Origin of the sequence: Ideonella sp. A 288 (assembly GCF_002198735.1) — a bacterium.
Classification (GTDB): Bacteria; Pseudomonadota; Gammaproteobacteria; order Burkholderiales; family Burkholderiaceae_C; genus Pseudaquabacterium.
Genome location: NZ_MWLO01000155.1, coordinates 145614 through 166161, shown reverse-complemented (window position 1 = coordinate 166161; position 20548 = coordinate 145614). Strand labels below are relative to the sequence as shown.

Sequence of the window (20548 nt, the reverse complement as noted above, 5' to 3'; positions counted from 1 at the left end):
GGGGCGGCCGTGGCCGTCAGCGCCGGATGCCGTCCGAGTTCAAGGTGAACCATTGCGGGTTCAGCCCGGCCAGCGGGCCCCGCAGCTTGTCCAGTTCGGCGGCAGGCCCGTGCACCTCGAGGCGGGTGATCGAGGCGATCTTCAGTGCCTCCTGCAGCAGGGCGCCGACGTTGTCCAGGTGGGCCAGCACGGCCGCCGCATCGTCGTAGCCCTCGCGGCAATGCGCCACGCTGCCGTCGAACGAGAAGGCATAGTGCACGCAGCCGGGCTCGGACTTGGTGCGGGCGACGAACTGCACCCCGAGTGCCTTGAATTCGTCGAGCTTGCCATCGTTGACCTGGAAGTACGGCACCAGGGTGCAGCAGGTATCGGTCTTGGGCATCACAGTCTCCTTGTGTGGTCGCCATCGGGCTGATGCCATCGTAGGGGCCGAGGCGGCCCTGCGCGAGCCCGAGTCTTCCCGATGCCGCGGTCGCTCGACACTGCGTCGACCGGCGGCCGGAACCAGGTCCATGAGGGGGTCCCGCCTGCCGCGGGCCCGGTGGGCGCTGGCCTGGGTGCCGCCGATGGCCGCGGATGATCGAACGGCAGCGCATCGACCCATCCGCCGAGCACCTCAACCCCAGCGCGTGTGGATGGTGACGTGCACGTGGTCAGGGTCGGGGTCGAGGTCGGCGCCGAAGCGGTCGTCGGGCAAGGTCAGCACCTGCTCCAGCAGATCGGCCCAGGCACCGGCGGCCGGGGTGTGGGCCAGTTCGGCCTCACGCTGTCGCACCATGGCCTCGAAATCCACCGACGGCGCCACCGCGGCCTGGTCGATGGAGCGCCGCGGCGACTGGCCGGCGATCACCGCGATGCGCCGCACCAGGCCGCTGTAGATCTGCGAGATGCGGGACGGCGACAACTGCAGCGTCGCCGCCAGCGCGGCGGGCTCCAGGCCCACGCCCAGGTAGGCGTCGATCACCTGCCGCTCGCGCTCGGGCAGCTTGGCAAAGAACTGGCTCAGTCGCCGCATCACGATGGCGGTATCGACCCGCGCCTCCACCTCCGACTGCCCCGTCCAGGCCTGCGGCGCATGGCCGAATTCGGTGTCGTCGCTCTCGTCGCCATCGGCCAGGCGATCGACGTAGGCCACCTGCTCGAGCGCGGCGATGTCGTCGACGGGGATGCCGCACAGCGCGGCCAGCTGCGGCAGCCGGGGCTCGACGCCGTTGGCGTCGCGGTAGCGCTGCCGCGCGATCTGGAGGGCCTTCACCTTGCGCCGCTGCGGGCGCGACAGGTGGTCCATCTGGCGCAGTTCGTCGATCATGGCGCCACGCACCCGCTTGCGCGCATAGGGCACGAAGGCCTGCTGCGCTTCTTCGGAATCGTGGCTGCCCGGCCACTCGAAGCCGAGCCAGGCCTGGGCCACCGCGATCAGGCCGACCTGGATCAGGTCGGCGCGCTCGACGTTCGCCGGCATGCGGCTCACCAGCGCCTGGGCCTGCTGGCGCACCCAGGACTGGTTGCGCGCGATCAGCGCCGAGGGCACGCCCTGCAGTGATTTCACGACGTTGATCCATGTCGGCGGGCCGCCCGATCCGGCGGTGCGCCGGACCTGGCTTCAGCGCGCCGCGGCCACCATCGCGAACAGCGCGCCCTGGGGGTCGATGCACTGCGCGATCCAGCCGCCGCCCGGCACCTGCTGGGGGCCATGGATCACCTGGCCGCCGTGGGCGCCGACCCGTGCGACCGCGGAATCGATGGCCTCGACGTTGACGTAGTACAGCCAGGCCGGCGGCACCGTGTCCAGCATGCGCGTCATCATGCCGCCGCTGCGCACGCCGCCGATGGCGAAGATCCGGTACACGCCCAGGGGCCCCATGTCCATGGCCTCGTCCTGCGTCCAGCCGAACTGCCCGGCGTAGAAGTCGAACGCGGCGCCGGATTCGGCCGCGTGCAGTTCGTGCCAGCCGAAGGTGCCCGGCGTGCCGGCGGCGGGCTGCGGCGGCTGCTCGGCGGAGTTGCCCTTGAACAGCACGAGCACCGCCCCCTGCGGGTCGGCCACGGTGGCGAAACGGCCCACGCCCGGGATGTCCTGCGGGTCGAGCAGCACCGTGCCGCCGGCCTGCGCCACGCGCGCCGCCTGGGCGTCCACATCGTCCACCGCCACGTAACCCAGCCAGCCGGGCCGGGCGCCCGCGGCACAGGCCTCGGGCGACAGCGCCATCACGCCGCCGATCGGGGTATCGCCGAGTTCGAGCAGGGTGTAGCGCATGTCCGGCATGCCGGCGTCGCGGGCCTGCCAGCCGACCACCTGGCCGTAGAACGCTTCGGCCGCGGGGGCGTCGGTGGTCATCAGTTCGTACCAGACGAACTTGCAAGCGAGAGGACTCATCGCAATCTCTCCATCCAGGTTGACGGCGTCGCACCGGGGCCGCACACCAGATGCGCACCGCGGTCGTCCAGTATGGCGCCATGGGCCAAACCGTGGCAATGCAGTAGATTGACCGGCACCGCTGGAGGAGACATGCGATGAAGGCCGCCCGAGCCCTGGTCGAACAGCACGCTGCGCTGCTGTTCCAGGCCACCTTTCCCACGTCTGGCACCGCCCTGGCGGACGCCGACGACGCCCTGCGCGCGCTGGCCCACCGCCTGGCCGCCCTGCCCGACGGCGACCCGCTGCTCGTGGCGCTGGACAACACCGGCATCGCCGGCACCGCAGTGGCCAGCACCTTCAGCCTGGCGGCCACGCGCTGGCTGTGCGAGCGCTTCCCCGACCAGGTCGAACTGCTGTACGTCGACGCGGCACCGCACGAGGCCCGCGCGCTGCTCGAACGCGCGCTCGACCCGATGGAGCGCGATGCGCTGGTCGACCGACCCATGGCCTGGCCGCAGTGGTGCCGGCGCCACCTGGGCGCCGACCCGCAGCAGCACCTGCCCCGGCTGATCGCGCTCGTCGACCGGCTGACGCCGCAAGACCGCGAGCGTGAGGCCGCCTGGGCGCAGTTGCAGGTGTTCGTGCGCTGGCGCCAGCGCGCCGACGCGCCCGGGCTGACGCAGGGCCGCTTCGGCCGCCAGGCCAGGCATGTGCACGGCACCGGCCTGCTGCGGCCGGACGGCCCGCTGGCCGTGTGGGACGACCCCGCGCCGCGGCGCCTGCGGCTGGGCGACGCCGACCGCCGGCACCTGGCCGACCTGGGCCGCGGCGTGATGCTTTCGCTGCTGCGCGAGACCGACTTCTTCACCCATGGGGACCCGGCGCAGATCGAATGCATCGACCTCGGCCGCGGGCTGCAGGTGGCCTTGTACGCCTGCCGTGGCGAACGCAAGCTCACCCTCGAGAGCTACGTCGGCTACCTGCTGTTCAAGAACCGGGTGCCGGTGGCCTATGGCGGCTCGTGGGTGTTGGGCGCGCAGGCGGCCTTCGGGGTGAACGTGCTGCCACCCTTCCGCGGTGGCGAATCGACGCTGCTGGTGTGCCAGCTGCTTCGTGTGTACGCCTGGCGCTTCCGCCTGCAGGTGCTGCGGGTCGAGGCCAGCCAGATCGGCCGCGACAACAAGGACGGCATCCGCTCGGGCGCCTTCTGGTTCTACTGGCGGCTGGGCTTCAGGCCGCTGCAGACGGACAAGCGGGCGCTGGCCGAGCAGGAATGGGCGCGCATCGTGGCCGACAGCGGCGGGCGCCCTGCCGCCCGCCACTACCGGCCCGAGGTGCTGCGCCGGCTGGGCGATTCGGTGCTCACCTGGCGCGCGCCGCCGATCGGCCGCCAGCCCACCGCCGGGCGCTGGCGCTTCGTCGATCCGGCGCGGCTGGGCGAATGCGTGTCGGCCCATGTGCTGCAGCGCTTCGATGGCGATCGCGATGCCGCGCAGCGCGCGGCGCTGCGGATGCTGGGCGGCCGCGCCACCCCCGCGCTGCGCCGACTGGCCGTGCTGCTGGCCGCGCTGTCGCCGGCCGAGGGCTGGACAGCGGCCGACATCGCCGGCTTCCATGCGATGGCAGCGCTGAAGGACCAGGACGAGCCGGCCTTCGTGCGCGCACTGCGAGGCCATCGCGGCCTGGTGTCGGCGCTGCAGGCCCTGGCCCCCGACCCGGGCTGACCCGCAGTGCGCGGCGACCGCGCTGTGGCAGCATGGTGCCCCTTCCCCCTGCGACACGGAACCCGACGATGACCCACCCGATCGACGCCTGGCATGCCGTCGTGACCAGCCGCGACATGGCCCGGCTGGAGGCCCTGCTGGCCGACGACGTGGTCTTCCATTCGCCGGTGGTGCACACGCCGCAGCGCGGCAAGGCCATCACCACGCTGTACCTGGCCGGTGCGATGCAGGTGCTGAACACGCCGCACTTCCGCTACGAACGTGAGATCGTCGGCGAGCGCGATGCGCTGCTCGAGTTCGTCACCGAGATCGATGGCCTGACCATCAACGGCGTCGACCTGATCCGCTGGAACGAGGCCGGGCAGATCATCGACTTCAAGGTCATGGTGCGGCCGCTGAAGGCCGTCAACGCCGTGCACCAGAAGATGGGCGAGATGCTGCAGCGGCTGGCGCCGGCCGGCAAGAGCTAACGCCTGAAAACGTCGTCCACCGGCACGCCCAGGCCGGCGACCAGCCGGTTGGTCTCGGCCGCCATGCCCACCACGGCCAGCAACTCCATCAGCTCGGGCTCGGTCAGTCCGTTGGCCCGGGCGCCGGCGGTGTGCGAATGGATGCAGTAGTCGCAGCCATGGGCGATGGAGACGGCCAGGTAGATCATCTCCTTGACCTTGGGGTCGAGGTGGCCGGGGCCCATCACCTGCTTGATGCTGCCCCAGGTGCGCGCCAGCAGCGCGGGGTCGTGCGCGATCGCGCGCCAGAAGTTGTTGACGAAGTCGGTCTGTCGCGTGGCGCGGATGTCGGCGAACACGGCCGCCGCCTCCGGGCTGAGTTCATCGTCGCGCAGCAGGGTCACGGTGGCCATGGGAACGTCCTTTCATCGCCGATGGGGTGGCGCCTTCACAGCGTCTGCAGCCAGGCCAGGTAGGCCGCACCGCGTTGCTCGGCCAGGGCGTCCAGCCCCAGCATCGCCACCGACTGTGGCACCAGCCCCATGCCCGCGCCCCGCGCGAACGAGCCGCGCCGAGCGAACACCGCGAGCAGCAAACCCACCACCAGCACGCCGATCTCGATGCCGCGATACAGCTCGAAGTGGTGCATCACCTGCTGCATGCGCGGGATCTCGTGGCGCTCGATGTGCAGCCGGTTGTGCTGGATCGCCAGGCTCACCCGCTGCTGGTCGGCGGGGCTGCGAACGAACACGATCGTGCCCACGCTCAACTGAAGGGCCGCCACCAGTGCCAGCGTGGCTGCGGCCCCCTTGGCCTGCGGCAGGCGCGACTTGCGCCAGAAGGTCATCGATGCTTCCATGGCCACCAGGCCGATGGCCAGCAGCAACAGCGCGCCGGCACGCTCGGCACCGAAGTAGTGGGCAACGGGGTCGATCATCGCGCCAGGCCGGCACCCGCCACCGGGACGGATGGGACGCGTGGGACGGCGGACCGATGCAAGGTCGCCGAGCGGCTGGAGGCCGGTCGCTGTGAGGTCATCATCCGCAATTCTGGCACCCCGAAGACACCGCGCGCATCGGGCCTTCGCCGGGTTCTCACCGATGGGGGCGCGTGGTGGGGGCGGTCGATACTCGCGTCCCACGCCCTCCAGACGGACCCACGCCATGGCCCGATTGACACGCCGCCACCTGCTCCGCCGGGTCCTCGTGCTGCAGGCCACGGCGGCCGGCGGCCTGCTGGCCGGCCCGCGGGCCTGGGCCCAGGCCTATCCGGCCCGGCCGGTCACGCTGATCGCGCCCTACCCGCCCGGCGGCGGCGTCGACACGGTGGCGCGGCTGCTCGGCGAGCGGCTCGCACCGCGTCTGGGGCAGCCCGTCAACATCGACAACAAGCCGGGCGCCGGTGCCACGCTGGGCGCCACGGCGCTGGCCCGCAGCGCGGCCGACGGCCACACGCTGATGCTCGGCAGCATCGTCGACTACGCCATCGCGCCGCATGTGCACAAGGGCCTGCCCTTCGACATGACGCGCGATTTCGTGCCCGTGCTCGAGATCGGCTTCGGCACCGTGGCGTTGATCGTCAACGCCGACCTGCCGGCAGCCCATGTGAAGGCCCTGATCGAACTGGCCAAGGCCAAGCCGGGCGAGCTGAGCTACGCGTCGTCGGGCGTCGGCGGGCTGCAGCACCTGAACGCCGAGATGTTCAAGCAGATGGCCGGCATCGACCTCGTGCACGTGCCGTACAAGGGCACTTCGCAGCTGCTGCCCGACCTGATCGCCGGCCGCATCCCGATGTCGATCGACAGCCTGCCGGCGCACCTGCCGCACCTGAAGAGCGGCAAGACCCGTGCGCTGGCCGTGGCCAGCCGGGCGCGCTCGCCGATCCTGCCCGACGTGCCCACCATGGCCGAGGCCGGCCTGCCCGGCTACGAGACCGCCACCAACTACACGCTGTTCGCGCCCGCCAAAACGCCGCCCGAGATCGTGGCCCAGCTCAACCGCGAGATGAATGCCGTGCTCGAGCGCAGCGACGTGGTGGACAAGCTCACCTCGCTGGGCATCGTGATCACCGGCGGCAGCACCGAGGCCGCGCGGGCGCGCATGGCCGCCGAGATCGACAAGTGGGCCGGCGTCATCCGCAAGGGCAAGCTGCAGCTGGGGTGAGCGACTTCACACCCCGTCAGTACATCTGCCAGGGCAAGGCGTCGTAGACGTAGCCGCCGCCATCGCGGTGGCGCAGGCGGCCGATGCCCGGAAACGGCAGGTGCACGGCGCCGATCAGGATGTTTTCCTTGGCGGCCATCTCGAACAGGTCTTGCCGCAGCGTGCGGGCCTGCTCCTGGCGGAAATCGAACATCACGGTGACCTCGGGCCGCGCAAACTGCACCGGCGCCACGTGCAGCGTGTCGCCCAGCAGCAGCAGGCGCGCGTCGCCCGAGCCGACCATGTAGCAGCTGTGGCCCGGCGTGTGGCCGACGGCCGGCACCGAGCGGATGCCGGGCGTCAGCTCGGCCCCCAGTTCGAAGGTCTGCAGGCGATCGCCGTACGCGGCCACCGCGCGCTTGGCCGCCACGAACCGGCCTTTCTGGTTCTCGGGCGCTGCGGCCTCGACGGCGGGGCTGGCCCAGTAGTCGACGTCGGGCTTCGAGATGCGCAGCACAGCGTTGGGGAACACCTTGGCGCCTTCGGGCGTGACGGCGCCATGCAGGTGGTCGCCATGCATGTGGGTGATGTAGACCTCGTCGACCTGCCCCGGGTCGATGCCCAGTTGCGCCAGCGCCTGCGGCATGCGACCGGCGGTGGGGCCGAGCATCTTGGCGCCGCCGCAATCGATCATCACCAGCCTGGCGCCGGTGTTGACGAGGAAGCAGTTGACGGCGGTGCGGATGGGGCCGCCGGCCAGGCCGCCAGCCTTCATCGTGCGCTCGAGCAGCGCCGGGTCGCCCTGCAGCACGGTGGGCGGCAGTTCGATGAAGCCGTCGAGCACGGAGGTCACCTCAAAGGCACCCAGCTTCATGCGATGCACGCTGAGCGCGGTGCCGCCGGCCATCGGCGCCGCGGCGAACAGCGGCGTGGCCGAGGCCAGGCCGGCGGCCGCCAGCGTGTGTTGGAGGAAGCGACGGCGGGGTTCGATCGACTTCATGGGGGATGTCTCCGGGCCAGAGGCGACGGACCGTGCCCCTGGCACGGCCCCGCCGCGCGCGAGTGTAGGCGGGGTCGGGCGCGCTGCAAACCGCGCGCCCTCCCGCAGCGAGCTCAGGGTGCGCGCACCTCGATCTTGACGCGGCTGTACCACTCGGCCAGTGCCGCAATGTCCTCGTCGGACAGCGAGCGCGCGATCACGTTCATCACCTCATGCTTGCGCGCGCCGCTGCGGAAGGCCTTGAGCTGCGCCACGAGGTAGATCTCGGGCTGGGCCGCGATGTGCGGCGTGTCGGGCGCCGCACCCATGCCCAGCTGGCCGTGGCAGGTGACGCACACCGCCGTGCGAGGCGGCGGCTGCGCCGCGGGCGCCGCCTGGGCACAGGCCACCCCGACGCTGCCCGCCAGCAGCAGCGTCGCACCCAGCCGTCGGGGCAGCGCGAGCATCACGGCGCGTAGGTGATGCGATAGATCGCACCTGCGTAGTCGTCGCTCACCAGCAGCGAGCCGTCCTTCATCACCGCCACGTCCACCGGCCGGCCGCGGTAGATGCCCGTGGCGTCATCGAGCCAGCCTTCGGCGAAGACCTCGCTCTTGTCGGCCGAGCCGTCGGCCTTCAACGAGACGAAGTTGATGAGGGCGCCGCTGGCCTTGACCCGGTTCCACGACCCGTGCGCCGCCACGAAGATGCCGCCCTGGTACTTGGCCGGGAACTGCTTGCCGGTGTAGAAGGTCATGCCCAGCTGCGCCTGGTGGGCCGGGAACTCGATCTGCGGCTTGGTCCAGGCCGAGGGAGGCGCCATGCCCTTGAGGTCGGGCGCCGCGGCAGTGCCGGCAATCTGCACGTTGTTGCCGTGGATGAACGGGTAGCCGAAGTGCTCGCCGCCGCCCTTGGTGATGCGGTTCAGCTCGCCCGGCGGCGTGTCGTCGCCCATGCCATCGGTCTGGTTGTCGGTGAACCAGGCGGTGCCGTCCTTCGGGTTGATGTCCATGCCCACCGAGTTGCGCACGCCGCGCGCCACCACCTCGCGCTTGGAGCCGTCGAAGGCGTTCAGCTTGATCATGCCGCCGATGCCCAGCCGCTCGTACAGCGCCACCTTGTCCTTGGGCTGCACGTTGTGCGGCTGGCCCAGCGTGACGTGGAGCATGCCGTTGTTGTCCACCCGGCAGGTGCGCGCGCCGTGGTTGTAGCTTTCCTCGTCTTCCGGGATCAGCTTGCCCTGCGGCACCACCTCGATCACCGCGACATCGGGGCCTTCGTAGAAGAACTCGGCCGCCGGGAAGTTGAGCACGCGGTTGTGTTCGGCGACGATGAGGAAGCCGTCCTTCGTCCAGCACACGCCGTTGGGGTTGCTGAACTTCAGGCTGGGCGCAAAGCTCTTCACCTCGTCGGCCACGCCGTCCGAATTGCGGTCGGTCACGGCCCACACGGTGGTCTTGCGGGTGCCCACGAACAGCATGTTGGTGCTGGGCGCCACGGCCATGTGGCGCGCATCGGGCACCACGGCGAACAGGTCGATCTTGAAGCCCGGGGGCATCTTGATGCGCTTGAGGTTCTCGCGCAGCGCGTTGGCGTTGCGGCCCTCCTGCGGCACGACGGGGATGTTCAGGTCGGTGGTGGCCACCTTCATCTGCTTGAGCTTCTCGATGTTCTGCTGGGCCTGCGCAGCGCTGGCAAGCCAGAGCGCAGAGGCCACGACGGTCATCGCGAATGCAGTGCGTTTCTTCATCTCTATCTCCTCGTTGTAGGGCGTCCGGTGTGGACACCAGGGTCACTGGTAATGGCCGTGCCGTTCCAGCATTTCGATCTTGTAGCCGTCCGGATCCTGGATGAAGAAGAAGCGCGCCAGCAACTCGTCGCCGCGCTTGAACTCCTTCACCGGGGCCGGGTCGTGGCCCTTGGCCACCAGGGCCTCGCGGGCCGCCGCCGCGTCGGGCACCACCACGGCGATGTGGCCGTAGCCGGTGCCGTGGGTGTAGGGCTCGGCGCGGCCCTTGTTGAGCGTGAGTTCCAGTTCGAAATCGTTCTCGTCGTTGCGCAGGTAGACGAGCGCGAAGTCGGGGAAGTCGAGCCGGTGCGCCTCGGACAGATTGAGCACGTCGGCGTAGAACCGGATCGACTTGTCCAGGTCGAGCACCCGGATCATGGTGTGGATGATTTTGGCCATGTGGATACGCCGGCGCGGCAGCGCCGGCATCAGGTTCAGGTGCGCCGGCCCATGGCGACGACCCGGGCCGATGGCAGCCCCTCGGTCGTCTGCGCCACCTGGGCCGGCGAGACGGCGTTTGGGCGCACGAGCGCCCCTTCACGGTCGACCGCGCGCTCGGCCTGCGTGAGCTTGCGTCGCAGGTAGCGCATGCAGGTCACCCGCAGGAAGGACGCGAAGTTGGGCACCTCGCCGCGGTGCGCCAGGATCTCGTCGTGGAACTGCACGATCAGGTTGTTGGTGGTGCGCCCCTCTTCCTCGGCCATCTCGGCCAGGGTGTCCCACACCATGTTCTCGAGGCGGATGCTGGTGAGCACGCCGTGGATGCGGATGGTGCGCGACCGCTGCTCGAACTGGATCGGATCGGCCTTGACGAAGTACTCGCACATGGGGTGTCTCCTCAGAGTTCGCGTCGGCTCATGCGCGCGGCGATGTGGTCGGCCTGGCGGATGGCCAGCGCCACGATCGTGAGCGTGGGGTTCTCGGCGCCGCCGGTGGTGAACTGGCTGCCGTCCGAGATGAACAGGTTGGGCACGTCGTGGGTCTGGCCGAAGCCGTTGCACACGCTGTCGGCGGCCGAGGCGCCCATGCGGCAGGTGCCCAGGTTGTGGGTGGACGGATAGGGTGGGGTGCGGAAGGTCTTGATGGCACCGGCGGCCTTGTACACCTTCTCGCCCTGGGCAAAAGCGTGGTTGCGCATGGCCACGTCGTTGTCGTGGTCGTCGAAGTGCACGTTGGGGGCGGGATTGCCCCACTGGTCTTTCACGTTGCTGTTCAGCGTGATGCGGTTGGTGGCGCGCGGCATGTCCTCGCCCACCAGCCACATGCCGGCGGTGTGGGTGTAGTGGTCCATCCACCAGGCGAAGTCGGCGCCCCAGTCGCCCGGGTTCAGGAAGGCGGCCATGAAGGGCACGCCCAGCGACAGCGTCTCCATCTCGTAGCCGCCGGCAAAGCCGCGGCGGGTGTCGTGGCGGGATTCGTCCTGGATGATGCCGGCCATGGTGGTACCGCGGTACATGTGCACCGGCTGCTTGAAGGCGGCGTAGACCGAGCCGGTCATGTGGCGCATGTAGTTGCGCCCCACCTGGCCCGACGAATTGGCCAGGCCATCGGGGTGCTTGGACGAGGCCGACAACAGCAGCAGCCGCGGTGTCTCGATCGAGTTGCCGGCCACGCACACCACGCGCGCCTTCTGGCGCTGCTCGGCCCCGGCGGCGTCGCGGTAGACCACGGCATTGGCCTTGCCGGCCTCGTCGTGCTCGATGCGCACCACGTGCGCCTGCGGCCGCAGGTCGAGGTGGCCGGTGGCCTCGGCCTTGGGGATCTCGGTGTACAGCGTCGACCACTTGGCGCCGCTCTTGCAGCCCTGGAAGCAGAAGCCCAGCTGCATGCAGCGCCCGCGGCCGTCGCGCGGCTGGCTGTTGATGGCCATGCGGCCGGTGTGCACCTCCTTGTAGCCCAGGCGAGTGGCGCCGGCGTGCATCACCTTGAAGTTGTTGTTGCCGGGCAGGCCGGGGATGCCGTTGGTGCGGGTGACGCCCATCTTGTCCTCGGCGCGGGCATACCAGGGCTCCATGTCGGCCAGCGTCACCGGCCAGTCCATCAGGCTGGCGCCGGCGATATCGCCGTAGGTGCTGCGCGCGCGGAACTCATGCGGCTGGAAGCGCAGCGAGGCGCCGGCCCAGTGGGTGGTGCTGCCGCCCACGGTCTTGCAGATCCAGGCCGGCAGGCCCGAGAAATCCTTCGCCACCCGCCAGTTGCCCGAGGTGGTGCGCGCATCCAGCCAGGCCAGTTGCCCGAAGGACTTCCACTCGTCGTTGATGAAGCTGTCCGGGCTCTGCCGGGCGCCCGCCTCGAGCACCACGACCTTCACGCCCTTCTGGCACAACTCGTTGGCCAGCGTGCCGCCGCCCGCGCCCGAGCCGATGATGACGACCGCGGTGTCGTCGCTGAGTTCGATCTTTGCCATGTGCTGTCTCCTCGACCGGGGGTCAGCCCATGTAGGGCTTGGGGCTGGCCGCTGCGCCGGGTTCGGGCAGCCACTTCAGGTCCTGGAAGCCACGGGTGATGTAGCCGCCCTTCTCCCAGGCCGAGCCTGGGTAGCCGAAGACCTTGTAGGCCATGTCGTTGTCGTACAGCGAGGTGATGCACTTGCCGCGCACCGCCGCGAAGAACGGGCTGCCCTCGATGGCCTTCACCGCAGCCAGCCGCCGGGCATCGCTGGCCTTGGCGAAGCTGCCGCCCACGGCCTGGTTCAGTCCGGCCACGCCGTCGCGCAGCAACTGCGCGGTCTTGGCGTCGGCGGTGGCCGCGGCGTCCATGTCCTTGGACAGCAGCGCATACACCGCATCGGGCAGGCGCTTGTGCGGAAACAGCGTGCGGCCCATCTTGAGGATGGCCTCGCCTTCGGACTGGGTGAGCGTCTTCAGCTCCACCGCCCACACGCGCGACGGCGCCAAGGCGAGCAGCGGACTGGTCAGCGCCAGGCGCCCGACCAGCACCCCGGTGCCCTTGAGGAACTCGCGCCGCACCAGCGGCAGGTTCAGCCGGGGCACCTCGCCCGACGGCTCGTCGCAGCCACCCGCCGATGCGGCGGCCCGGCGGATCTCGATCACGCGCATGGTTTGTCTCCTGTCGCTCGCGGTGGCTATTGGATTGCCCCGTCTCGGTCCAGTATTTCACCCCGTCCGTCATGCAAGGTGATAGGTGGCTACCTACGTGCGATCGGACGGTCGAACGACGGGCCCGTGCCGGGTACGGGCCAGGCAGGCGACCGACGCCGTGCCGCATGTCGCATGTCGCCCCAGGAACGTGATCACACATGACAACCGTCAAGCCAACGCACCCCGGGCCTGCCCGACACTTGCGCAGTTCTGCGCCCGTGCCGGCGCACACGGCCGGGACCACGGTCCATTGATCACGTGACAGATCCCCACGACCCCCTCACTGCCCCGTCCACCGCCCTGTCCAAAGACGACCCGCCGGCGCCGACGGCGGCATCGGAAGACGTCGGCCGATCGGCCACATCGGACGACGCCGCCCGGCAGGCGACGTGGCCGTGGTCCCGGGGCCAGCGGACCCTGGCCGGCTTGGTGATGTTGGTGGCCTTCGCAACGGCGGCCATCAGCCACTGGGACCATCTCGACAGCGCCACACGCCTGGTGGGCGTGGTGGGCGAACTGCGGGCGCGCGAGATCGACACCCAGTTGCGCGAGCACATGGCCCAGGCCCAAGCCGCGGCCTCGCACCAGGCCACCCTGCAGGGGTTCCAGCGCGTGCTGCTCTACCGCGATGCAGCCACCGCCGCAGCGCTGCGCGAACAGCTGCGCGCCTTCGCGGCCACCGTGGGCGCCAGCAGCGTGCTGCTGCTCGACCCAGAGGGTCAGGTCGTCCTGACCACCGGCCCTTCGACAGCCGCCGCCGAGGCGCCCCCCGAGGCCCTGCGCCGCGCTGTGCAGGGTGCGCTGCAGGATGCCAAACCGCACTACGCCATGGTGGCCGGCGCGGCCGGCAATGGCTCGGCGCACGAACTGCAGGTGGCGGTGCCGCTGACCACACCCGGGGGCGGACCGCGAGGCGCCCTCGCCCTGCGCCTGAATGCCAAGGCACTGGCGATGCCGCACCTCGTGGGCGCCTCGCTGCCGCCAGGGGTGGCCACGAGCCAGCTGGTCTGGCGCGTCGGCGACGATCTGCTCGACGCCGATGGCCGCCGCCTTCCGCAGGGGCTGGCCAAGCCGGACCTCATCGCCGCGCAGGGCCTGCGCGGCGAGGTGGCCCCCGGGCAGGCGACACGCGGCGCCGACACGGAAGGCCTGGCCGTGCTGGGCGTGGTGCACCGGCTGGCGCTCGCCGACGCCGTGCTCGTCACCCAGACCACGCACCGCAGCGTGCTGGCCGGCACTGCCATCGACGCCGCCTGGATCGGCCTGACCGCCGCGCTGGCGCTCACCGCGCTGGTGGTGGCCTCGCGGCTGCGCCGCAAGGCGCTGGCGCTCGACGATGCCCTGCAGCGCCAACGCCAGCAGGCCGAGCAATTGCGCTCTGCCGCCCTGGTGCAGGCGCTGGTGAGCGCTTCGCCCGACGTCATCTTTGCCAAAGACCTGGCCGGCCGCTACACGCTGTTCAACGCCGGGGCCGAACGCGCCACGGGCCTGCCGGCCCTTCAGGTCATCGGCCGCACCGAGCAGGCCATGAAGTTCGCCGGCATCGCCACCGACCACCGGGCGATCGACCGGCAGGTGCTGACCGACGGCGTCGTCCAGCAACACCGAGAAGTGCTGCCCACCGTGGACGGCCCGCGCGAGTTCGACATGACGATGGGGCCGCTGCGCGACACCACGGGCACGGTCGTCGGCCTGTTTGGCGTGGCCCGTGACATCACGCCCCTGGCCGATGCACAGGCCGCGCTGAAGGCCAGCAACGCGCGGCTCGAGATGGCGCTGGACGGCGCCGGCCTGGGTCTGTGGGAGTGGCATGTCCCCAGCGGTCGGGTCGATTTCAACGAGCGCTGGGCCAGCATGCTCGGATTCGAGCTCAAGGACCTCGAACCCCATGTGGCCACCTGGTCCGACCGCGTGCACCCGGACGACCTGCCAGGGGTGCAGGCGGCGCTTCAGCCACACCTCGATGGCACGACGCCCGACTATCGTTGCGAGCACCGCGTGCGCCACCGCGACGGCCACTGGGTCTGGGTGCTCGATGCTGGCAGGGTGATCGAGCGCGACTCAGCCGGGCAGCCCGTGCGCGCTGCCGGCATCCACCTCGACATCAGCGAGCGCAAGCGCGCCGAAGCCGCCCTGGCAGAGCAACGCGACATGCTGGTGGCGATGAGCGAATCCGCCCGCATCGGCGCCTGGACGCTCGATGCGCAGACGCGCCAGGCGTCCTGGACCGCCGAGATCGCGCGCATCCACGGATTCGCACCCGACGCGCTCCAGCCGCCGCATTCGTACCTCGAATTCTTCGAGGGCACCGACCGCCAGCGCCTGCGCGAGGCACTGGCCGGCGCGTTGGAGCACGCCCGGCCCTTCGACATCGAAGTCGACCTGCAACCGGCCGGGCTTCCCACCCGCCGCATCCGCATCGTCGGCCGGGCGCGGCAGGAGGACGGCCGGGTGACGATGCTGCAGGGCTACCTGCAGGACATCACCGAACAGCACGAACTTCGGCAGGCCTTGCAGGACCGCGAGCGGCTGTATGCCGCCGTCGTCGAGCAGGCTGCCGACAGCATCGCGCTGATCGACATCGACACCGGCCGATTCGTCGAGTTCAACGAGTCCGCCCACCGCAACCTCGGCTACTCGCGCGAGGAGTTCGCGCAGATGGGGGTCGCCGACATCGACCACCGGTTCCCCCGCGAAGCCATCGCCTCGGGCCTGAAGGCCATGCAGTACCCGAACAGCATGGTGCTCGACACCATGCACCGGCACCGCGACGGGTCGTCGCGCCACGCGCAGGTCTCCGGGCGCATCGTGTCGGTCGGCAGGCAGCGCTACCTGGCGGTGATCTGGATCGACATCACGGCCCGCAAGGCCGCCGAGACCGCGCTGCGCGACGAACGCGGGCTGCTGCAGCGCGTCATCGAGACCATGACCGAGGGGATGCTGATGCTCGACGCCGGGCGCCGCTACTCGCTGGCCAACCCGGCGGCCGCGGCGATCCTGGGCGTTCCGCGCGAACAGGTGCTGGGCCGGCACTATCTCGACGTGCCCTGGCAACGCCTGCAGGCCGATGGCACCCCGATGCCGGACGAGCGGAGCCCCTGGCTGCGGGCGCTGCAGGACAGCGAAACCTTGCGCAATGTCGAGATGGCCATCGTCCGCCCCGACGGTTCCATATGCCAGCTGATCACCAGCGTCACGCCATTGCACGACGAGTCGGGCGTCGTCACCGGTGCGGTGGCGGTGATCAGCGACGTCACCGAGCGCCAGCAGGCCCTGAAGGAACTGCACAAGCTCTCGCTGGCCGTGTCGCAAAGCCCGGAGTCGATCGTCATCACCGATCGCGAAGCCCGCATCGAGTACGTCAACGAGGCCTTCGAGAAGGTGTCTGGCTACCGTGCCGCCGAGGTGCTGGGGCGGAACCCCAGGCTGCTGCAGTCCGGCCGCACGCCGCCCGAGGCCGTGGCCGCGCTGTGGGACACGCTGGCACAGGGGCGCACCTGGAAGGGCCAGTTCTGGAACCGGCGCAAGGACGGCACCGAGTACACCGAGTTCGCCATCGTCTCGCCGCTGCGCGATGAGTCCGGTCAGATCACGCATTATGTGGGCGTCAAGGAAGACGTGACCGAGAAGCAGCGCATCGGCGCCGAACTGGAACACCACCGGCACCACCTCGAAGAGCTGGTGTCGCTGCGCACCGCCGAACTGGCCGAGGCGCGCCAGCGCGCCGAGGCGGCCAGCCAGGCCAAGAGCCGGTTCCTGGCCAACATGAGCCATGAGATCCGCACGCCGATGAACGCCATCCTGGGCCTGGTGCAGCTGGCCCGCCGCGACGGCAACCTGGCCGCCGTCGACGCCCGGCTCGAGCGCATCGGCCAGGCCGGCAAGCACCTGATGTCCATCCTCAACGACATCCTCGACATGTCCAAGATCGAGGCCGGCCGCATGCAGGTGGCCAGCGAGGACTTTTCACTGGCCACGCTGCTGGGCCATGTGCGCTCGCTGGTGTCGGCCTCGGTGCAGGCCAAGCAGTTGCGGTTGGACGTCGAGACGGGCGGCGTGCCCGATGCCCTGCGCGGTGACCCGGCGCGCCTGCGGCAGGCCCTGCTCAACTATGTGGCCAACGCGGTGAAGTTCACCGACGCGGGCACGGTGACGGTGCGGGTGACGGCCGCCGACACGGGCGTGCCCGGCGAGCACCGCGGCGTGAGCCCGGGCGAGCCCCTCCACGAGGACACGCCGGCCGCTGCGCGCGGCTCGATCCTGCTGCGCTTCGAGGTGCAGGACACCGGCGTGGGCATTGCGCCGGCGGCCCTGGCGCAGCTCTTCAACGAGTTCGAACAGGCCGATGCATCCACCACCCGCCACCACGGCGGCACGGGGCTGGGCCTGGCCATCACCCGGCGCATGGCGGCGCTGATGGGTGGCGAGGCGGGGGCGCACAGCGAGCGGGGACGGGGCAGCACCTTCTGGTTCACCGCGCAGGTGGACCTGGCCATGGCGCCGGGCGAGATGGACCACGGGGCCGAAGCCGATGCCGGCCACGACGAGCAGCGGCTGCGCCAACACCACGCCGGCGCCCGCATCCTGGTGGTCGAGGACCACCCGGTGAACCGCGAGATCGCGGTGGACATGCTCGATGCGGTCGGCATGCACGTGGACGTGGCGGTGGACGGCATGGAGGCGCTGGAATGGCTGCAGCAGCACCCCTGCGACCTGGTGCTGATGGACATGCAGATGCCGCGCATGGACGGCCTGCAGGCCACCCGCGCGATCCGACGGCTGCCGGGCCTGCAGTCGCTGCCGGTGCTGGCCATGACGGCCAATGCCTTCGACGCCGACCGGCAGGCCTGCCGCGATGCCTGCATGAACGACTTCATCGCCAAGCCGGTCGATCCGGCGCAGTTGTATGGGGCGGTACAGCGCTGGCTGGCCCGATCGGGCCATGTCGGATTGCCGCCCGCCGACGATCCGGACGACGCGCCGGCAAGCTCCAGGCCACCGGCCCGAGAACCCTCTCCAGCCAGCCTGGCGGACGACCGCTGCTTCGAACGCCTGCTCGACATCACCGGGTTGGACGCCCCGGCCGGCTTGCAACGGCTGGACGGCAAGCTCTCGGCCTACCTGCGCGTGCTGGGCAGCTTCCTGCGCCTGCATGGCGGCGACGCCGCGCTGCTGCAGCAGGCCTGGCAAACAGGCGACCAGCAAACCCTGGCCTTCCTGGCCCACCGCCTGCGCGGCGCAGCCGCCAGCCTGTGCGCCACCGCGGTGGCCGACGCCGCCGCAGCGCTGGACGAGGCACTGAAGCGCGCCGACAGCGGGCGCGGGGCCTCGCCGGACACCCGCGTCACCCAGCTGATCGACGAGATCGAGCACCTGATGGCGGCGCTGCGGGCGGTCGAGCTGCCCGGGTGATCTGCACCGGGCCGCGGCCACCGCGGGCCGCAGCTCACCTCGGCCCGCAGTCTCCTCGGGCCGCGGTCACCTCGGCCCACCACTCGCCTCAGATCGCGGAAACGGCGCGCTGCGCGGCCAGCACCTCCACACGCACCGCCTCGGTCAGCTCTGCCTTCAACGCCGAGAAGCCCGGCGTGGTCTTCATCGCATAGTGCCGCGGGTGCGGCAGCGGCACCGCGCGGTCGAGCTTGATGCGGCCGGGCCGCGCGCTCATCACCATCACGCGGCTGCCCATGAACACCGCCTCGTCGATGTCGTGGGTGACGAACAGCACCGTTGTGCGGTCGGCCTCCCAGATGCCGAGCAGCAGTTCCTGCATCAGCTCGCGGGTCTGGTGGTCGAGCGCGCCGAAGGGCTCGTCCATCAACAGCATGCGCGGCCGGTTGGCCAGCGCGCGGGCCAGCGCGGTGCGCTGCTGCATGCCGCCCGACAGCTGCTTGGGGAAGTGGTGCTCGAAGCCCTTCAGCCCCACCTTGAGCAGGTAGCCGTCGGCCACGGACAGCTGCTCGGCGCGCGGCAGGCCGCGCTCGCGCAGGCCGAAGCAGACGTTGTCGCGCACCGTGAGCCAGGGGAACAGCGTGTAGCTCTGGAACACCATGCCGCGGTCGGCGCCCGGCCCGGTGATGCGCAGGCCGTCGAGCAGCACCTCGCCCGCCGTTTGTCGGTCGAGCCCGGCCACGATGCGCAGCAGCGTGCTCTTGCCGCAGCCGCTGGGGCCGAGGATGGTGATGAAGTCGTTCTCGGCCACGTCGAGGTCGGTGGCCTGCAGCGCCAGGGTGTTGTCGAAGCGGCGCTCGACGCCGCGCACCGAGAGGAGGGGCATCGCTACTTGCCGATGTTGATGAGCGGCGCCGTCTGCATGTTGGCCGGCACGACCACGGTGGTGGTGCCGCCCTTCTCGGCGAACTTGTGCAGCGCCAGGTTGGATTCGTGTTGCAGGTACTCGCGCGTCAGGCTCTGGTTGATGATGAGGTTGGCCTTGGCCACGCCTTCGGCGCGCTTGACCTCGACCTGCGCCTCGGCTTCGGCGATGGCGATGCGCTGCTTGGTGGTCTCGAGCTGCTTCTGCGCCGCCACCGACTCCTGGATCGCCTTCTCGATGGCGGGGTCGGTGGTGAGCGAGCGCACGACCACCCGCGTCACCGTGAAGATGCCCTTGTCGTTGGCATCGAGCTCGGCCTGCAGGCTCTTGCGCACGGCGGCAGCCAGTTCGTCGCGCTGCGTGTGCATGACCAGGCTGTCGATGCGCGAGGCCTGCTCGTAGACCGAATTGCGCGCCAGCCGCAGCAGCATCGCATAGGCCGGCAGCGTGACACGGCTGCCTTCGTCGCGCGTGTGCTGGCCGGCGTACTTGATGTAGAGGTCGGCGATCGAGCCGGCCGCCGCGCGGTAGTAGATGGTCACGTCCAGGTCGCGCAGCGACAGGTTGTCGCGTGCCTTGGGCGTCAGGTCATTCAGGTCCAGGCCGATCTCCTTGCCGGAGAACTCCTGTACACGGCTGATGCCCGGCAGCCCGACGAAGATGCCCGGCTCGATCTCCTCAGGGTTGACCTTGCCCAGCGTGGTGCGCACGCCGACATTGCCCGACTCGATGGTGCCGCAACTGGTGACGGCGCCGAGGATGCCGACCATCGCCGCGATGCCGATGGCCAGACGGATGCCGATGCTCATGTTCTTCGCTCCCTGTCGTTGGATGACGGAACGCATTGTCGGACGCAAACTCAACGCCCGAGCTGGGCCCACGGGAACAGCCGGCGGTTGGCCCACTTGAACAGCAAGTCGCTGGCCAGTCCGATCAGGCCGATCACGATGATGCCGAAGATGATCTGGTCGGTGGCCAGCAGCGCCTGGCTGTCGGTGATCATGTGGCCGATGCCGCTGGACGCGCCGATCAGCTCGGCCACGATGACGTAGGTCCAGGCCCAGCCCAGCACCATGCGCAGGGTTTCGGCGATCTCGGGCGCCGCACCGGGCAGCAGCACGCGGCGGATTAGGCCGTGGTCGCTCACGCCCAGCGTGTAGGCCGCCTCGACCAGGTCGCGGCGCGTGTTGCCCACGATCACCGCCACCATCAGCACCAGGTTGAAGAAGCTGCCGATGAAGATGACGGCCAGCTTCTGCGCCTCGCCGATGCCGGCCCACAGGATGAGCAGCGGGATGAAGGCCGAGGCCGGCAGGTAACGCGCAAACGACACGAACGGCTCGAAGAAGGCCTCGACCGGCTTGTAGGCGCCCATTGCCACGCCCAGCGGCAACGCCAGGACCGCGGCGATGACGAAGCCGCCGAGCACGCGCCACACCGTCATGCCGGTGTCGCCGATGAAGCCCATCTCGGCCAGCAGCGTGTAGCCGCTGCGCACCATGGTCAGCGGATCGGCGAGGAAGGTCTTGCTGACGAAGCCGCTGAAGGTGGCCGCCGCCCAGACGGCGACGAAGACGACGAAGAAGGCCACGCCGAGCACGATGCGCGTGCCCGGCGCCACTGCAACCAGCGGCTTCATGACCACCCCCCGCCCGACGAAGCCGTCGGTCGACCCCCCGAGGGGGTGCGG

Annotated in this window: 19 protein-coding genes; 4 read left to right on the top strand and 15 right to left on the bottom strand. The window is 70.3% G+C overall.

Going from position 1 to position 20548, the window contains the following annotated elements; genetic code table 11:
* Positions 1 to 16 precede the first annotated feature (16 nt).
* The 3 genes from EOINJALH_RS27735 to EOINJALH_RS27725 form a co-directional block, all read right to left on the bottom strand.
* Positions 17 to 382 carry a putative quinol monooxygenase gene (locus tag EOINJALH_RS27735; RefSeq protein WP_088286328.1) on the bottom strand — a complete coding sequence of 122 codons (366 nt, stop codon included), beginning with the start codon at positions 380 to 382 and terminating at the stop codon, positions 17 to 19.
* 234 nt (positions 383 to 616) lie between these two features.
* Positions 617 to 1549 (bottom strand): sigma-70 family RNA polymerase sigma factor, encoded by a 933-nt coding sequence (locus tag EOINJALH_RS27730; protein ID WP_088286326.1) that lies wholly within the window; start codon positions 1547 to 1549, stop codon positions 617 to 619.
* Positions 1550 to 1603: 54 nt separating this feature from the next.
* Positions 1604 to 2377, bottom strand: a complete 774-nt coding sequence (locus tag EOINJALH_RS27725) for a VOC family protein (RefSeq protein ID WP_088286324.1) — start codon at positions 2375 to 2377, stop codon at positions 1604 to 1606.
* A 137-nt stretch (positions 2378 to 2514) separates the two neighbouring features.
* Here EOINJALH_RS27725 and EOINJALH_RS27720 point away from each other — a divergent pair, with 137 nt between their 5' ends.
* Positions 2515 to 4083 carry a hypothetical protein gene (locus EOINJALH_RS27720; RefSeq protein ID WP_088286322.1) on the top strand — a complete coding sequence of 523 codons (1569 nt, stop codon included), beginning with the start codon at positions 2515 to 2517 and terminating at the stop codon, positions 4081 to 4083.
* Positions 4084 to 4151: 68 nt separating this feature from the next.
* Entirely contained in the window at positions 4152 to 4553 is a 402-nt protein-coding gene (locus EOINJALH_RS27715) for a nuclear transport factor 2 family protein (protein ID WP_088286320.1), read from the top strand.
* Here the strand turns inward: EOINJALH_RS27715 and EOINJALH_RS27710 are convergent.
* Together EOINJALH_RS27710 and EOINJALH_RS27705 are read right to left on the bottom strand one after the other, a co-directional pair.
* On the bottom strand, positions 4550 to 4945 hold the full coding sequence (locus EOINJALH_RS27710) for a carboxymuconolactone decarboxylase family protein (RefSeq protein WP_088286318.1): 396 nt from the start codon (positions 4943 to 4945) through the stop codon (positions 4550 to 4552). The two genes, EOINJALH_RS27715 and EOINJALH_RS27710, sit on opposite strands and share 4 nt — an antisense overlap.
* A 35-nt stretch (positions 4946 to 4980) precedes the next feature.
* Positions 4981 to 5469 (bottom strand): hypothetical protein, encoded by a 489-nt coding sequence (locus EOINJALH_RS27705; protein ID WP_088286316.1) that lies wholly within the window; start codon positions 5467 to 5469, stop codon positions 4981 to 4983.
* A 226-nt stretch (positions 5470 to 5695) separates the two neighbouring features.
* Here EOINJALH_RS27705 and EOINJALH_RS27700 point away from each other — a divergent pair, with 226 nt between their 5' ends.
* Positions 5696 to 6694, top strand: coding sequence for a tripartite tricarboxylate transporter substrate binding protein (locus tag EOINJALH_RS27700; protein ID WP_144290204.1), 999 nt, complete (start codon positions 5696 to 5698; stop codon positions 6692 to 6694).
* Between the two features lie 16 nt (positions 6695 to 6710).
* Here EOINJALH_RS27700 and EOINJALH_RS27695 read toward each other — a convergent pair whose 3' ends face one another.
* The 7 genes from EOINJALH_RS27695 to EOINJALH_RS27665 all read right to left on the bottom strand — a co-directional run bounded on the left by EOINJALH_RS27695 (position 6711) and on the right by EOINJALH_RS27665 (position 12500).
* A complete protein-coding gene (locus tag EOINJALH_RS27695) occupies positions 6711 to 7673 on the bottom strand; it encodes an MBL fold metallo-hydrolase (protein WP_088286312.1) in 963 nt (320 codons plus the stop codon).
* Positions 7674 to 7786: 113 nt separating this feature from the next.
* Positions 7787 to 8119 (bottom strand): cytochrome c, encoded by a 333-nt coding sequence (locus EOINJALH_RS27690; RefSeq protein WP_088286310.1) that lies wholly within the window; start codon positions 8117 to 8119, stop codon positions 7787 to 7789.
* Positions 8119 to 9402, bottom strand: coding sequence for a sorbosone dehydrogenase family protein (locus tag EOINJALH_RS27685; protein ID WP_088286308.1), 1284 nt, complete (start codon positions 9400 to 9402; stop codon positions 8119 to 8121). The genes EOINJALH_RS27690 and EOINJALH_RS27685 overlap by 1 nt, the downstream gene beginning before the upstream one ends.
* Before the next feature lie 42 nt (positions 9403 to 9444).
* A complete protein-coding gene (locus EOINJALH_RS27680; protein WP_088286306.1) occupies positions 9445 to 9840 on the bottom strand; it encodes a VOC family protein in 396 nt (131 codons plus the stop codon).
* Between the two features lie 35 nt (positions 9841 to 9875).
* Entirely contained in the window at positions 9876 to 10268 is a 393-nt protein-coding gene (locus EOINJALH_RS27675) for a ribbon-helix-helix domain-containing protein (protein WP_088286304.1), read from the bottom strand.
* An 11-nt stretch (positions 10269 to 10279) separates the two neighbouring features.
* Positions 10280 to 11848, bottom strand: a complete 1569-nt coding sequence (locus EOINJALH_RS27670) for a GMC family oxidoreductase (protein ID WP_088286302.1) — start codon at positions 11846 to 11848, stop codon at positions 10280 to 10282.
* Positions 11849 to 11870: 22 nt separating this feature from the next.
* On the bottom strand, positions 11871 to 12500 hold the full coding sequence (locus EOINJALH_RS27665) for a tat (twin-arginine translocation) pathway signal sequence (RefSeq protein ID WP_234414074.1): 630 nt from the start codon (positions 12498 to 12500) through the stop codon (positions 11871 to 11873).
* A gap of 480 nt (positions 12501 to 12980) precedes the next feature.
* Between EOINJALH_RS27665 and EOINJALH_RS27660 the strand changes: the two genes are divergently transcribed.
* Positions 12981 to 17954 carry a PAS domain S-box protein gene (locus EOINJALH_RS27660; protein ID WP_158219923.1) on the top strand — a complete coding sequence of 1658 codons (4974 nt, stop codon included), beginning with the start codon at positions 12981 to 12983 and terminating at the stop codon, positions 17952 to 17954.
* Between the two features lie 88 nt (positions 17955 to 18042).
* On the opposite strand, the gene EOINJALH_RS27655 is transcribed toward EOINJALH_RS27660, so the two are convergent.
* The 3 genes from EOINJALH_RS27655 to EOINJALH_RS27645 are packed head-to-tail and all read right to left on the bottom strand — an operon-like array spanning position 18043 to position 20497.
* Positions 18043 to 18819 carry an ABC transporter ATP-binding protein gene (locus EOINJALH_RS27655; protein WP_088286298.1) on the bottom strand — a complete coding sequence of 259 codons (777 nt, stop codon included), beginning with the start codon at positions 18817 to 18819 and terminating at the stop codon, positions 18043 to 18045.
* Positions 18820 to 18821: 2 nt separating this feature from the next.
* Entirely contained in the window at positions 18822 to 19667 is an 846-nt protein-coding gene (locus tag EOINJALH_RS27650) for an SPFH domain-containing protein (RefSeq protein ID WP_158219922.1), read from the bottom strand.
* A gap of 50 nt (positions 19668 to 19717) precedes the next feature.
* Complete coding sequence (locus tag EOINJALH_RS27645) at positions 19718 to 20497, bottom strand: ABC transporter permease (RefSeq protein ID WP_088286294.1); 780 nt, start codon at positions 20495 to 20497, stop codon at positions 19718 to 19720.
* Between the last annotated feature and the right edge of the window lie 51 nt (positions 20498 to 20548).

Bases quoted from the DNA above. Each gene is read 5' to 3' on its own strand.
- EOINJALH_RS27715 (WP_088286320.1), top strand. From the start codon at position 4,152: ATGACCCACCCGATCGACGCCTGGCATGCCGTCGTGACCAGCCGCGAC.
- EOINJALH_RS27680 (WP_088286306.1), bottom strand. From the start codon at position 9,840: ATGGCCAAAATCATCCACACCATGATCCGGGTGCTCGACCTGGACAAG.
- EOINJALH_RS27685 (WP_088286308.1), bottom strand. From the start codon at position 9,402: ATGAAGAAACGCACTGCATTCGCGATGACCGTCGTGGCCTCTGCGCTC.
- EOINJALH_RS27650 (WP_158219922.1), bottom strand. From the start codon at position 19,667: ATGAGCATCGGCATCCGTCTGGCCATCGGCATCGCGGCGATGGTCGGC.
- EOINJALH_RS27720 (WP_088286322.1), top strand. From the start codon at position 2,515: ATGAAGGCCGCCCGAGCCCTGGTCGAACAGCACGCTGCGCTGCTGTTC.
- EOINJALH_RS27700 (WP_144290204.1), top strand. From the start codon at position 5,696: ATGGCCCGATTGACACGCCGCCACCTGCTCCGCCGGGTCCTCGTGCTG.
- EOINJALH_RS27705 (WP_088286316.1), bottom strand. From the start codon at position 5,469: ATGATCGACCCCGTTGCCCACTACTTCGGTGCCGAGCGTGCCGGCGCG.
- EOINJALH_RS27695 (WP_088286312.1), bottom strand. From the start codon at position 7,673: ATGAAGTCGATCGAACCCCGCCGTCGCTTCCTCCAACACACGCTGGCG.
- EOINJALH_RS27675 (WP_088286304.1), bottom strand. From the start codon at position 10,268: ATGTGCGAGTACTTCGTCAAGGCCGATCCGATCCAGTTCGAGCAGCGG.
- EOINJALH_RS27710 (WP_088286318.1), bottom strand. From the start codon at position 4,945: ATGGCCACCGTGACCCTGCTGCGCGACGATGAACTCAGCCCGGAGGCG.
- EOINJALH_RS27725 (WP_088286324.1), bottom strand. From the start codon at position 2,377: ATGAGTCCTCTCGCTTGCAAGTTCGTCTGGTACGAACTGATGACCACC.
- EOINJALH_RS27645 (WP_088286294.1), bottom strand. From the start codon at position 20,497: ATGAAGCCGCTGGTTGCAGTGGCGCCGGGCACGCGCATCGTGCTCGGC.
- EOINJALH_RS27655 (WP_088286298.1), bottom strand. From the start codon at position 18,819: ATGCCCCTCCTCTCGGTGCGCGGCGTCGAGCGCCGCTTCGACAACACC.
- EOINJALH_RS27665 (WP_234414074.1), bottom strand. From the start codon at position 12,500: ATGCGCGTGATCGAGATCCGCCGGGCCGCCGCATCGGCGGGTGGCTGC.
- EOINJALH_RS27670 (WP_088286302.1), bottom strand. From the start codon at position 11,848: ATGGCAAAGATCGAACTCAGCGACGACACCGCGGTCGTCATCATCGGC.
- EOINJALH_RS27735 (WP_088286328.1), bottom strand. From the start codon at position 382: ATGCCCAAGACCGATACCTGCTGCACCCTGGTGCCGTACTTCCAGGTC.
- EOINJALH_RS27690 (WP_088286310.1), bottom strand. From the start codon at position 8,119: ATGCTCGCGCTGCCCCGACGGCTGGGTGCGACGCTGCTGCTGGCGGGC.